Annotated in this window: 8 protein-coding genes and 1 pseudogene; 3 read left to right on the plus strand and 6 right to left on the minus strand. The window is 65.8% G+C overall.

Going from position 1 to position 13,218, the window contains the following annotated elements; all coding sequences use genetic code 11:
* Window positions 1-113: 113 nt before the first annotated feature.
* Window positions 114-1,013, minus strand: a pseudogene (locus I5803_RS22380) (calcium-binding protein); the annotation flags it as partial.
* Between the two features lie 3 nt (window positions 1,014-1,016).
* On the opposite strand from I5803_RS22380, the gene I5803_RS05900 reads away from it, so the two are divergent.
* On the plus strand, window positions 1,017-1,280 hold the full coding sequence (locus I5803_RS05900) for a hypothetical protein (RefSeq protein ID WP_196985458.1): 264 nt from the start codon (window positions 1,017-1,019) through the stop codon (window positions 1,278-1,280).
* 560 nt (window positions 1,281-1,840) lie between these two features.
* Here the strand turns inward: I5803_RS05900 and I5803_RS05905 are convergent.
* The gene (locus I5803_RS05905; RefSeq protein ID WP_196985459.1) at window positions 1,841-2,368 is read right to left on the minus strand and encodes a hypothetical protein; all 528 of its coding nucleotides are present in this window, start codon (window positions 2,366-2,368) and stop codon (window positions 1,841-1,843) included.
* Window positions 2,369-2,513: 145 nt separating this feature from the next.
* Window positions 2,514-2,849 carry a hypothetical protein gene (locus tag I5803_RS05910; protein WP_196985460.1) on the minus strand — a complete coding sequence of 112 codons (336 nt, stop codon included), beginning with the start codon at window positions 2,847-2,849 and terminating at the stop codon, window positions 2,514-2,516.
* A 458-nt stretch (window positions 2,850-3,307) separates the two neighbouring features.
* Here I5803_RS05910 and I5803_RS05915 point away from each other — a divergent pair, with 458 nt between their 5' ends.
* Window positions 3,308-6,814, plus strand: coding sequence for a transglutaminase family protein (locus I5803_RS05915; RefSeq protein WP_196985461.1), 3,507 nt, complete (start codon window positions 3,308-3,310; stop codon window positions 6,812-6,814).
* A gap of 155 nt (window positions 6,815-6,969) precedes the next feature.
* On the opposite strand, the gene I5803_RS05920 is transcribed toward I5803_RS05915, so the two are convergent.
* The 3 genes from I5803_RS05920 to I5803_RS05930 all read right to left on the minus strand — a co-directional run bounded on the left by I5803_RS05920 (window position 6,970) and on the right by I5803_RS05930 (window position 10,498).
* Entirely contained in the window at window positions 6,970-8,463 is a 1,494-nt protein-coding gene (locus I5803_RS05920) for a DegQ family serine endoprotease (protein ID WP_196985462.1), read from the minus strand.
* A 65-nt stretch (window positions 8,464-8,528) separates the two neighbouring features.
* The gene (locus tag I5803_RS05925; RefSeq protein WP_196985463.1) at window positions 8,529-9,842 is read right to left on the minus strand and encodes an ATP-binding protein; all 1,314 of its coding nucleotides are present in this window, start codon (window positions 9,840-9,842) and stop codon (window positions 8,529-8,531) included.
* The gene (locus I5803_RS05930; RefSeq protein WP_196985464.1) at window positions 9,839-10,498 is read right to left on the minus strand and encodes a response regulator; all 660 of its coding nucleotides are present in this window, start codon (window positions 10,496-10,498) and stop codon (window positions 9,839-9,841) included. The genes I5803_RS05925 and I5803_RS05930 overlap by 4 nt, the downstream gene beginning before the upstream one ends.
* A 135-nt stretch (window positions 10,499-10,633) precedes the next feature.
* On the opposite strand from I5803_RS05930, the gene I5803_RS05935 reads away from it, so the two are divergent.
* Window positions 10,634-13,213 (plus strand): circularly permuted type 2 ATP-grasp protein, encoded by a 2,580-nt coding sequence (locus tag I5803_RS05935; protein WP_435520843.1) that lies wholly within the window; start codon window positions 10,634-10,636, stop codon window positions 13,211-13,213.
* Window positions 13,214-13,218: the final 5 nt, after the last annotated feature.

Genomic DNA, 13,218 nt, shown 5'->3' on the forward strand with positions numbered 1-13,218 from the left:
ACCTGCGCTCCGCCTGTGAGTGTGTCGTCACCAACCATGATCTCGCCTTGCCCATCGTTGTCCACAATGCTGTCATTGCCGGCCCTTCCGATGAACCTGTAGCTGTCAAACCCAGCGCCCCCTACGAGCTTGTCTTGTCCATCTCCGCCTATTAGCACATCGCCGCCAGCATTGCCTTCGAGGTAATCGTTGCCGGCTAAGCCCAGCAATAGATCGTCGGAGCCACCCCCATAAAGGCGGTCACCGATTTTTGCGTTCGCGTTACCAGTAAGGGTCTCTGCGCCATCGCCGCCGAAGGCAATAATCTGCACAGGCGCGCCGCTCTGGCCCTGCGCAACTAGCAGAATGTTGTCCTGGGGGCCACTGCCGTCCTTCCAATGGAATTCGTAGGTGCGATCAGACGGCGCCTTGGGACTGTTGACAAATGCCTGATCGACATTGTTCGCTACAACGCGCCAGTTCAGCAGGGCAGAGCGATCGTTCAGATAGTTGTCCGTGAAGTTCAGGGTGTCCGGCGCGGCGCCAGCCGCCACCGCCTTTTGATCAGCCTCCCAGTCGGCGTATACAGCGGCGTTCACGAGCTTCAAAGCAGCTTCCACCGCGGCCGCATCCACACTGCGCAACCTAAAAGTGGCGCCGGCAGTCAGGCTGACGAGGGCGGCGAAATCATTATGCGCGGTGCTCGCGAAAGCAGGGAAAGCGCTGTCAATCGCGACTTTGCCTGCCACGGACTGGAAGGGCTGTGAGTCAATTAGAGCCTTGATGTTGGCCTCAAGTTTGATGCGAGGAACCGGCTGCGGCCCAGCGTTATTTGCGTTGGCGTCGCCAGCGAGGGTAGGTGATACACCCGCATCAATGAAAATTCTTCTGAGCCCATCGAGCACGCCTTCATATGACGCCACCATCTCGTTGCTGCCAGCACGAACCAGCGTAGAAAGTCTGGCGAAATCTAGAGTCGGGTCTAATTGGGCTAACGCGTTGCCGAGCGACAGCAAGTCCGTAAGCTTGTACATGAAATGATTGTCAACGGCCGTCGGCGTCAGGTCTTCCTGGAACAAGCCAATCCGGACGCCGTACTGCTGGAATCCAATGTCCCATGTGTTGGTGGTGAAGTTAATGCCGTTCTGGGCAAAGAAGTTGTTTTGCGGGTTGGTAAACCCATTTATACCGAGCGCGGGGCCGATCAGCTGCGCGATCTGACCGAAACCGTTTTCGATATTCGACGCCGCCTGCCTGCTGAAGCCAGCGCTATTGAACGTGTTAATGGTGGTGGGGGCTGACCACATGTTGCCAAACAAGCGCACGAACGAACTGGCCAAATACCCCCCCAAACTGTGACCGTTTACCGACTCAATAGCGCCAATTCCGGCCAGCGTCCCCGTAGCAACAGTTAGCGATCCGTTCACAAAATTGTTGTCTGCATTCAACGCGATCTGGGTGACAAATCTAGGGTCCCCGTCTGGATAGCTCGCGGGCGTTGTTTCGCGTAGCCACCAATTGACCATGTCAACCAATTGTCTGTGCGCAAGACCTGAAGACGCGAGATCTCCGTCGGCCAAGACGTCACCGGGCAGCTCCTGGGTTCCCCGCATCGAGACGTAGATCTTTCCGGCGTAAGGCGTGCCGATGTTGCCACGCCACACCGTCGCATCAAAGCTTGAGTCCGAGCCGCTAAATTGAGTTAAGACGGTGAAGCATTCGCCAATGAACGAGGCCAGAGCTGGCGTCATACGCCCCGTCAATCTCTGAGCTAAGTTGTCACCTGACAGATTTGGCGTAAGTTCGTTGACATAAGACGAGTCCGCCAAAATAGCGTTGATGAAGGTTTCTTTGACTGTTGTCATTTCTTATCGCCGAGATTCAATGCTGATCTTTGCACTTGAGTAAGTTGGAGTTGGCTTAGCAGGGCGACAGGATCGACCCTTCCGCCCGGCTCGCATGAGCCTTTGAAAGTTAACGGAGTACCCCCCTCTGAAACCAAACGCGAAAGACGGCCACCATCTGCAACCAGCGTTACATAACTCACAAGCGGTTCAGCGTTTTTCACATCGGCGAATACCCAAGGTTTGCGTACGACACGGACCCAAGGTCCATGAATCTCGGTCTCAGCTGCCTCTGCCAAATAGACTGTCCGCCCCGCAGCCTTCGTCCGATCAACGCTGACGGCCGTGTTTTTCTTGCAAAGCTGCTCGAACTGCCAACCCCCGATGAACTCGTCAATTAGGGGCAATAACAAGAGTGCCGGGTAAAGAATGATGGCGACTGACATACGCCAAGGCGTACCGGCGAGCGGCTTTGTGACGAGCAGACTTACGAAGAACGCCGCAACTAGCCAAATGGCGCTCAATAAAAGTAGATAAAGTCCCATCACTAACTCTCTTCATATCCACAAGGGGCTGCTCATGTATTTCCACTGAACCCGGTCGAAAGGACTGCCCTTATGATTCAGATTAAATCCAACTAAACGCTGCGTAGCAAAGCGCGGGCCGGTATCGCGCAATTCCTTATGTAGGTCAGCCATGCTTCGTGAGTTCTATAGCCTGCGGTCGGGTGTCAGCATCGTTCGACATGTTCTTGGGCACGGCTGCGAGCATGAGATTCACGATGCCTGTCACCAAAATAACTCTCGCCGGAAAAATGACGAATGGCGAGATAACCGCGACAACATAGCTTGCGCCACCTCCCTCCACCGTCGACGCCAAAACTCTGGCACCTAAATGAACGAAAGTGAGAGCCACGCCTGCGAGAATCAGGCGGCCGCCCGGGTACGGAATGGGCAAACGGCTCTTGAGGCGCGATACCGACAAGAACCACCAAGCGACCAGGGCCGCCGGAAGGTAGGTGGACAACAAGAATGCGCCATGGATAAGCATCGGGGACGCGCCCTTTGCGCGTGGCTCGAATATCAGAGCACGAACCCAGGGCCAAATGAATTCGCCGACAGGGAACAAAGCCGCGATAAGAAGAAGAAAGCCGAAAAACAGAACGCACATAGATAATCAAACCCCGGAGTGACACGATTCGTCAGGCCAATCGTCATCAGAACCTCCTCCGATAGCGACTGTCGCAAACTGTTCATTGGCCGGTGAATATAGTTCATAAGTCTTGCATTAGGTGAAATTTAATGGGAAATATTCACAATGATAGCTCGGCGCCGAACTCTGACATGTTGCGGTATACGTGCGCTCGGTAGACGCTTTGCATTTGCGGCATCGCGTGAGGGTGCGTGATCGCTGCGCTGACCGTGGGTGCCAAGTCCTGCAGCGGCCCACCAACTCCCGGCCCCGGACTTGCTAGTATTGCCCGCATGTCGATCCATGCAGCCCTGAACCACGTCACCCACTACAAATACGACCGCCCGGTTCAACTCGGCCCCCAGGTGGTGCGCCTGCGCCCTGCTCCCCACTCCCGCAGCAACATCGTTTCCTACTCGCTCAAGGTCGAGCCCAAGCACTTCATCAACTGGCAGCAGGACCCCTTCGCCAACTACCAGGCGCGCCTGGTGTTCCCCGAGAAGACGACCGAGTTCAAGGTCACCGTGGACATCGTGGTCGAGATGGCGGTGTACAACCCTTTCGACTTCTTCCTCGAGCCCGGCGCCGAGGAGTTCCCGTTCAAGTACGAGCCGGAGGTCGCGCAGGAACTCGCGCCCTACCTCGAACCCGAGCCCCTCACCCCGCTCGTGGCCGCGTACCTGGAGAAGGTGAACCGCAAGAAGCAGCGCACCATCGACTTCCTCGTGGGCATCAACCAGCAGCTGCAGCACGACATCCGCTACCTCATCCGCATGGAGCCCGGCGTGCAAACGCCGGAAGAGACGCTTGCCAATGCGAGCGGCTCCTGCCGCGACACCGGCTGGCTGCTGGTGCAACTGCTGCGGCGCTGCGGGCTCGCCGCGCGCTTCGTCTCCGGCTACCTCATCCAGCTCACGCCGGACGTGAAGGCACTGGACGGCCCGAGCGGCACCACGGTCGACTTCACCGACCTGCATGCCTGGTGCGAGGTCTACCTGCCCGGCGCGGGCTGGATCGGGCTGGACCCGACCTCGGGCCTGCTTGCAGGCGAAGGCCACATCCCGCTCGCCTGCACGCCGCAGCCCTCGGGCGCGGCGCCGATCGAAGGCCTCGTGGACGACGCCGAAGTCGAGTTCAGCCACCACATGCAGGTCACGCGCATCCACGAATCGCCGCGCGTGACCAAGCCCTATACCGAAGACCAGTGGAGCCGCGTGCTCGCGCTCGGCGAATCGGTCGACCGGCAGTTGCAGGCTGGCGACGTGCGCCTCACCATGGGCGGAGAGCCGACCTTCGTCGCGGTGAGCGATCGCGATGCGCCCGAATGGAACACCGACGCGCTCGGCCCGACGAAACGCGGCTTCGCGACCGAACTCGTGCAGAAGCTGCGCGACGAGTACGGCCGCGGAGGCTTCCTGCATTTCGGCCAGGGGAAGTGGTACCCGGGCGAGCAGCTGCCGCGCTGGGCGCTCTCGATCTACTGGCGGGCCGACGGCCAGGCCGCGTGGAAGAACCCCGATCTCTTCGCCGACGAACGCCAGCCGTCCAGCTACACCGCCGCCGACGGCAAGCGCTTCATCGACGCACTCGCCGGCCGCCTCGCCGTCACGAACCAGTTCGTGCTGCCGGGCTATGAGGACGTCTACTACTACCTCTGGCGCGAGCGTCGCTTGCCGGTCAACGTCGATCCCTTCGACTCGCGACTGGACGACGAGATGGAGCGCACACGCCTGCGCCGCGTGTTCGAGCAGAAGCTCGACGCGGTCATCGGCTACGTGATCCCCCTTGCGCCCGACGAGAACGCGCCGCGCCTGGCCGGCACGCGCTGGACGACGGGCCCCTGGTATCTGCGCGACGACCGCATGTACCTCATTCCCGGTGATTCGCCGATGGGCTATCGCCTGCCGCTGGACAGCCTGCCGTGGGTGAGCAAGGGCGACTATCCCTACCTCGTCGAGCAGGACCCGACGGACTTCACCGGCACGCTGCCGAATGCGGACCAGGTACGCCGTCGATACGAGATCGCCGATGGCGATGCGCAGCGAAGTGCCGTGCCTTACCTGTCGGGCCGCGGGCCGGCAGGCGAAGCGCCGCATCGCACGCAGGCCGCCGGCGCCGCGGGCGGTGCCGCGATCGGCCGCGCCGCGACGACACCGGGGCAGCCCGAGCCCGAGGGTTTCAGCGCGGCGCCCGCCCGGTTTAAATCCGCCGCGGGCCTGATGCGCACCGCGCTGTGCGTCGAAGTGCGCGACCCGCGTCGCGCGAACGGACCGAAGGCCGAAGGCGTAGGGACGAAGAGCGGCGTGATCTATGTCTTCATGCCGCCGCTCGCGCGCCTGGAGGACTACCTCGACCTGCTCGCCGCCGTCGAGGCGACCGCCACGTCCCTCGGCGTGAAGATCGTGATCGAGGGCTATCCGCCGCCGCGCGATGCGCGCCTGAAGCTCCTGCAGGTCACTCCGGACCCGGGCGTGATCGAAGTGAACATCCATCCGGCCAGCAACTGGAAGGAACTCGTGGCCCACACGGAGTTCCTCTACCAGGCTGCTTTCGAGACGCGCCTGTCGGCCGAGAAATTCATGACCGACGGCCGCCACACCGGCACCGGCGGCGGCAACCACTTCGTGATGGGCGGCGCCACGCCCGCGGACTCGCCCTTCCTGCGCAAGCCGGAGGTGCTCGCGAGCCTGCTGCTCTACTGGCACAACCATCCCTCCCTGTCGTACCTGTTCTCCGGCATGTTCATCGGGCCGACGAGCCAGGCGCCGCGCGTGGATGAAGCGCGCAACGACCAGCTCTACGAGCTGGAAATCGCCCTGCGCCAGATCGAGCGCAACCGCAAGATCCACGGGCAGGACATGCCGCCGTGGCTCGTGGACCGCACGCTGCGCAACATCCTGGTGGACGTCACCGGCAACACGCACCGCAGCGAGTTCTGTATCGACAAGCTCTATTCGCCCGATTCGGCGACGGGCCGCCTCGGCCTGCTGGAGCTGCGGGCGTTCGAGATGCCGCCGCATGCGCGCATGAGCATCGTGCAGCAGCTCCTGATCCGCGCGCTGGTCGCGCGTTTCTGGAAGGAGCCGTACCGCGCGCCTGCCACCCGCTGGGGCACCGAGCTGCACGACCGCTTCCTGCTGCCGACCTTCGTGAAGTTGGACCTCGACGACGTCATCGCCGAGATGAAGCAGGCCGGCTATGCGTTCGAAGCGGACTGGTTCGCGCCGCACTTCGAGTTCCGCTTCCCCCTGGTGGGCGAGGTGCGCTCGACGGGCATGGAGCTCACGCTGCGCAATGCGCTGGAGCCTTGGCATGTGATGGGCGAGGAAGGCTCGCCCGGCGGCACGGTGCGCTATGTCGACTCGTCGCTCGAACGCATCGAGGTGCGCGTGACGGGCCTCAACCAGAGCCGCTACACGGTCACCGTGAACGGCAAGGCGCTGCCGCTGCAGCCGACAGGCATCGCCGGTGAATACGTCTCGGGCGTGCGCTACAAGGCGTGGGCGCCGCCCTCGGCTTTGCACCCGACGATCGGCGTGCATGTGCCGCTGGTGTTCGACATCGTGGACACGTGGATGAAGCGCTCGCTCGGCGGTTGCCAATACCACGTCGCGCACCCGGGCGGCCGCAACTACGACACGTTCCCGGTGAACAGCTACGAAGCCGAGAGCCGCCGGCTCGCGCGCTTCTTCCGGATGGGCCACACGCCCGGTGCGATGCAGGTGCCGCCCGCTACCATCAATGTGGCGGGGAGTAAAGAGTTTCCCTTCACACTGGATCTTCGCCAGCCGCCGCAGTGATATCCACCGCCGCTGTGGATAACCCTGTTGGTTAGTCCCGGGGACGCGCGAAAGGCGCTGTATTCATGCGGGCGTCACAAGGATGCCCGCGAAACGGGCATGACATCCGCGGTACGGTGATCGATCCCGCATCCGCGAATGTCAAGCCTTTTCTTTTAGCCGATCCGCACCGGCACGAAGATCTTGTCGTCGCCGCGCTGGATCAGGAGCGCCACCGACTTGTCGGATTTCGCGACCACCGAGCGCACCTGCTCGACGCTCTTCGCGGGCGTGCCGTTCACCGCGAGGATCACGTCGCCGGCTTCGACGCCCGCACGCGCTGCCGCGCCGCCGACGTCTTCCACCAGGAGACCCTCGGCGATGCCCGACTGACGCTTCTCGGCTTCCTGCAGCGGCCGCAGCGCGAGGCCGAGCTTGCCGCCCGTCGCCGCATCGGGCTTGTTCTCCGCCTTCGCGACCTTCTCGCCCGCGCCCGCGAGTTGCGCGGTCACGTCCACCTTGCGGCCCTGGCGCCAGACTTCCATCTGCACGCGGTCGCCGGGCGACTTCAGGCCGAGGATCGCGGGCAGGTCGCCGGACGCGATGATGGCCTGGCCGTTCACGTTGCGGATCACGTCGCCGGGCTGCAGGCCCGCGCGCTCCGCGGGGCCGCCCTTCTCGATGCTCGACACCAGCGCGCCTTCGGGGCGGTCGAGCTTGAACGAATCGGCCAGCGTCTGGTTCACTTCCTGCACCGTGACGCCCAGCCGCGCATGTTCCACCTTGCCTGTGGCGACGATCTGGTCGCGGATGCGCGAGGCGACGTCGATCGGGATCGCGAAGGACACCCCCTGGTAGCCGCCCGACTGGCTGTAGATCTGCGAGTTGATGCCCACGACTTCACCGCGGCCGTTGAAGAGCGGGCCGCCCGAGTTGCCGGGGTTCACCGCGACGTCGGTCTGGATGAAGGGCACGGAGCTGTCGTCGGGTAGCGAACGGCCCTTGGCGCTCACGACGCCGGCCGTCACGGTGTTCTCGAAGCCGAAGGGCGAGCCGATGGCCAGCACCCATTCCCCCACGCGCAGGTCCTTGGTGTTGCCGAGCGTGACGACGGGCAGGTTCTTCGCCTCGATCTTCAGTACGGCGACGTCGGTCTTCGGGTCGCTGCCGAGCACCTTCGCGCGGTATTCGCGGCGGTCGGTGAGCTTCACCGTCACTTCGCTCGCGTCCTTCACGACGTGCGCGTTGGTGAGGATGATGCCGTCGGCGCTCACGATGAAGCCCGAGCCCAGGCCGTGCATCGGCACGTCGCGCTGCGGCTGGCGCCCCCGCGGGCCCTGCTGGAAGCGGCGGAAGAACTCGAACGGATCGCTCATGTCTTCGCCGTCCGCGGAAGCCGCGGTCTTGCGGGTGCCGGTCACGCTGATGTTCACCACCGCCGGGCCGTAGCGCTCGGTGATGCGGGGGAAGTCGGGAAGCGTGGAGGCGGCGAGCGCGGGCGCGACGGGCGCGGGCGCATTCACCACCGCCGGCGTGGCGGCCGCGACCACGGGCGCCGGTTGCGCGTTGACGTTGCTGCGGTGCAGGGCTTCGACGCCCGCGCCGCCGACGAGGCCTGCGCCGAGCAATGCCAGGACCAGCGGGGCCGCCTTGATTTGAGCTTGTGCCATGGGAAATCCTTGCGATGGAGAAGTTGGACTGCTTCCAACTGTGGGGACGCGCGCTTAGGACAGCCTTAAGCAGGCGGAAATCGCACTTCCACGCGCAGGCCGCCCAGGCGCGGCGAACTCAGCAGCGACACCGACGCGCCGTGCCGCGCGGCAATGGTGCGCACGATGGCGAGCCCCAGGCCGCTGCCCGTCGCCTGCGCATCCTGCGTCCGATAGAAGCGGTCGAACACGCGTTCGCGCTCGTCCGGCGGGATGCCGGGCCCGTTGTCTTCGACCACCAGGAGCGCACCGGCGTCGTCGTTGGACAGCGCGATGTCGACCTGCCCGCCTTCCGGCGCGTACTTGACCGCGTTGTCGAGCAGGTTGCGCAGGAGGATGTGCAGCGGCTCGCGCTGGCCGCGCACGATGGCCTCTTCATGCGTGGTCATCCCGATGTCCACGCGCCTCGCCTGCGCCTGCGGCAGCACGTCCGCGACCACCTGCCGCACGAGGTCCTGCAGGCCGATGCGCTGCGGCTCGCTGCCGGCGTCTTCGCCCTCTTCGCGCGCCAGCACCAGGAGCTGGCTCACCAGCTGGATCGCGCGGTCGATGCCCTCGTTGAGCCGCGCGACGGCTGCTTCTCGCGCCGGCTCGTCCTGCGCGCGGCGCAGCGCCTGCGCCTGCAGCTTGAGCGCGGTGAGCGGCGAGCGCAGTTCGTGCGCCGCATCGGCCACGAAGTGCTGCTGCGCCTCGAACGCGCCGCGCACCCGCGCGAACAGCAGGTTGATCTCCTGCACGAGCGGCAGCACTTCCTGCGGCAACCCGGCGTCGGGCAGCGGGGCGAGATCATCGGCCGCGCGGCCGGCGACCTGCCGGCGCATGCGCTCGACAGGCGCGAGCGAGCGGCTGATGAGCCACCACACCGCCATCATCAGCAGCGGCGCGAGCAGCGCGATCGGCAGGACGGCGCGCGCCGCCAGGGCCCGCGCGCGCGCCTGCCGCGCATCGAGGTCCTGCGCGATCTGGATCGTGTGCTCCGGCGTCTGAAGCGAATAGACGCGAAACCGCACGCCCTGCACCGACACGTCGGAGAAGCCCAGCACGGCCTGCGACGGCAGCGCCGTGCCCGCGGAGCGGAAGATCTGCGCACCGTCCGGGCCCCAGATCTGCACCTGGAAATCGTGGTCGTCGGAACCATCGCCGCGCGTGAACGGCACACCGCCATGCACGGAGCGCGCGAGCTCCTGCAGGTGGTAGTCGAACATCGTGTCGGCCTGCTGGAGCGCCGTGCGATACGCCGTGCTGGCCTGCAGCGTCGACACGAGCGCGATGGCGGCCAGCACCAGCCAGAGCAGCCGCCGCCGGAGCGAATGGGGCGTGGGCGCGGGCACCTCGCTCATAAGCGCGGAACGAGATAGCCCAGGCCGCGCACGGTCTGGATCATGTCGCTGCCCAGCTTCTTGCGCAGGCCGTGCACGTAGACCTCGATGGCGTTGCTGCTGATGTCGTCCTTCCAGCCATAGAGTTTTTCTTCGAGCTGGCTGCGCGAGAAGACGACGCCGGGACGCGCGAGCATCGGCTCGAGCACCGCCCACTCGCGCGCGGAGAGCGACACGGGCTCCCCGTGCACGGAGGCCTCGCGCGTCGCGGGGTTGAGCGTCACGCCCTTGTGGCTGAAGACGGGCTCGCCCCGCCCCGCGCTGCGGCGGATGAGCGCGCGGATGCGCGCGAGCAGTTCGTCGGTGTCGAAGGGCTTCACGACGTAATCGTCGGCGCCGGCGTCCAGCCCGGCGATGCGATCCCCCACGGCGTCGCGCGCGGTGGCGATCAGCACGGGGACAGTGACGTGCCGGCCCCGCAGGTCGCGCAGCACCTGCAGGCCGTCGCGCTTGGGCAGGCCGAGGTCCAGCAGCACCAGGTCATAGGTTTCGGTGCGCAGCGCCGTGTCCGCCATGACGCCGTCGCGCACCCAGTCGACGGCATAACGGTCCGCGCGCAGGGCATCCAGCACGGCCTCGCCGATCATCGCGTCGTCCTCGACCAGCAGAACTCGCATGGTGCGGATTATGTGGCGGGCGGCCTTAGGGCGTCCTTAAGGCCCATGGCGGCGGCGTCGCCGTGCTGCAACAATTCGCGCTGCATTGCCACGCAATGTGAGCTGCACAGCACGGCAATGGGACAATACGTGTACGTGGACAAACACACCGATCCGTCACCTTCGCTCTTCGGGGCCGATGCCCAGGAATCCCCGACGGCACTCGCCGCCGCATTGGCGCCGCCCGCGGCCGCCGGGCATTACGACGAACTGCGCGGCGGCGTCCCCGGCGGCGCCCCCGCCCCCGAGTGGTCGCATTTCTTCGAGACGCTGGGCCGCGACGGCTTCGCGGACCTGAACCGACGCACCACCAACCTCGAGCGGCAGGTTCGCGACAACGGCATCACCTACAACGTCTATGCCGACGCCGACGGCCCGCAACGCCCCTGGTCGCTGGACCTCTTCCCGCTGATCATCTCGCCGCAAAGCTGGGCGAAGCTCGAAGCCGGCGTGCTCCAGCGCGTGAAGCTGCTCGATCGCGTGATGGCCGACGTCTACGGCCCGCAGCAGCTCCTCGCGGGGAACCTGCTGCCGCCCGCGCTGGTCCAGGGCCATCCGGGCTACCTGCGGCCGATGCATGGCGTGAAGCCCGCCTCGGGCATGCACCTGCACATCGCGGCGTTCGACATGGCGCGCGACCCGGCGGGCGACTGGTGGGTGGTCTCGCAGCGGACGCAGGCGCCCTCTGGCCTCGGCTACCTGCTGGAGAACCGCCTCATCATCTCGCGCTCCTTCCCGGAAGCCTTCCGCGACCTGAAGGTGCAGCGTCTCGCGGCCACCTACCGCGCGCTGGTCGACGGCATGCGCGCGATGTGCCCGGCGCAGTCCGACCCGCGCATCGTGCTGCTCACGCCGGGCCCGTACAACGAGACTTACTTCGAGCACGCCTACCTCGCCCGCTACCTGGGCCTGACCCTGGTCGAAGGCAGCGACCTCACGGTGCGCGACGAGCGGCTCTACCTCAAGACGCTGCAAGGGCTGGAGCCGGTGCACGGCCTGCTCAAGCGCCTGGACGATGAATTCCTCGACCCGCTCGAATTGCGTTCCGACTCGCGCCTGGGCGTGCCCGGCCTGCTGCAGGCGATCCGCGCGGGCAACGTGCTCGTGGCGAACGCGCCCGGCTCGGCCTTCCTCGAATCGACCGCGATGCTCGGCTTCCTGCCCGCGCTGTCGCGTCACCTGCTCGGCGAGGAGTTGAAGCTGCCGTCGCTGGCCACCTGGTGGTGCGGCGAGCGCGCCGCGATGCAGGCCGTGCTGCCGCAGCTCGCCACGAGCGTGATCAAGCCCACCTACGCCGGCCCCGGCGCCGGCGCGACGCTCGGCCGGTCCCTCTCGCGGCGCGAGCTCGACGAATGGGCCGGCCGCATCGTCCGCGAGGCGGAGGAGCACACCATCCAGGCCTACCTGCCGCTGTCGCAGATGCCGACCTGGAAGCAATCCCCGCAGGGCGACCACATCGTGCCGCGGTCGCTGATGCTGCGCGTGTTCGCGGTGTCGGACGGCCCGCAATCCTGGCGTGTGCTGCCCGGCGGGCTGTGCCGCATCGCGAGCACCGAGCTGGAGATCACCTCCATGCAACGCGGCGGCAGCAGCGCGGACACCTGGGTCCTGACCGACGGCGAAGTCGACCCGACCAGCCTGCTGCACCACGACCAGCCCGCCGTCGACATCGCGCACCGCAGCCGCAGCGTGACGAGCCGCGCAGGCGAGAACCTCTTCTGGCTGGGGCGCTACACGGAGCGCACCGAGAACACCACGCGCCTCGCCCGCCTCGCACTCGAATCCCTCAACGGCGAAGACCAGACCTCGCAGCCCTTGCTCGCCTGGCTCGGCGAGATGGCCGTGGCCAATGCGCTCGTGCTGCCGGCCGTGCCGCCGCCCACGCAGGGCCGCCGCGTGTTCGAGCGCTCGCTCATCGCGTCCCTCGCCGAATCGGACGATTCCGCGAGCGTGGGCTACAACCTCGCGTCGCTGCGCCTGGCCGCGTCCGCCGTACGCGAACGCCTGTCGCAGGAGCAGTGGAACGTGATCGTGCGGGCGGAGCGCGAATTCATCGAAGGCTGCGCCATGAGCGAGGTGGACAGCGATTACTCCTCCGTCGAGGCCTTGCGTGTGCTGGAAACCCTCTCCGGCCACACCGCCGCCATGACGGGCGCGCAGACCGACCGCATGACCCGCGACGACGGCTGGCGCCTGCTGTCGAGCGGGCGGCACCTGGAGCGTCTCGCCTTCCTGTCGTCCGCGCTGGGCTGGGCCATCGAAACCGATGCGTTGTCCGACGAAGGCGGCTTCGAAGCCGTCGTCGCCCTCTTCGACAGCACCATCACCTTCCACGCGCAATACCAGCAGCGGCACGACATCCCGGCGCTGCTGGACCTGCTCGTGCTCGACCGCGACAACCCGCGCTCGCTCGGCTGGGTCGCGCAGACCTTGCGCGGACGCCTCGCCAAGCTCGCGGGCAGCGCGCCCGGCGAATTGCCCGAGATCGCGCTGGTCGTGCCCGACCCGCAGCGCTGGTCCCTGCAGGCGATGTGCGAGCGCGACGAGAACGGCAGGTACACCGCCCTGCTCGATCTGCTGCAGCAGTGCACGGACGCCGCATACAAGCTGTCGGACGACCTGGGCGCGCGCTACTTCACCCACTCCGGCGATTCGCGCCGCAGCGTAGGGGCCTAGGATGA

Source organism: Caenimonas aquaedulcis (assembly GCF_015831345.1).
GTDB classification, from domain to species: Bacteria; Pseudomonadota; Gammaproteobacteria; order Burkholderiales; family Burkholderiaceae_C; genus Ramlibacter; species Ramlibacter aquaedulcis.

Bases quoted from the DNA above. Each gene is read 5' to 3' on its own strand.
- I5803_RS05900 (WP_196985458.1), top strand. From the start codon at position 1,017: ATGATTGTCAACGGCCGTCGGCGTCAGGTCTTCCTGGAACAAGCCAAT.
- I5803_RS05915 (WP_196985461.1), top strand. From the start codon at position 3,308: ATGTCGATCCATGCAGCCCTGAACCACGTCACCCACTACAAATACGAC.
- I5803_RS05925 (WP_196985463.1), bottom strand. From the start codon at position 9,842: ATGAGCGAGGTGCCCGCGCCCACGCCCCATTCGCTCCGGCGGCGGCTG.
- I5803_RS05905 (WP_196985459.1), bottom strand. From the start codon at position 2,368: ATGGGACTTTATCTACTTTTATTGAGCGCCATTTGGCTAGTTGCGGCG.
- I5803_RS05920 (WP_196985462.1), bottom strand. From the start codon at position 8,463: ATGGCACAAGCTCAAATCAAGGCGGCCCCGCTGGTCCTGGCATTGCTC.
- I5803_RS05930 (WP_196985464.1), bottom strand. From the start codon at position 10,498: ATGCGAGTTCTGCTGGTCGAGGACGACGCGATGATCGGCGAGGCCGTG.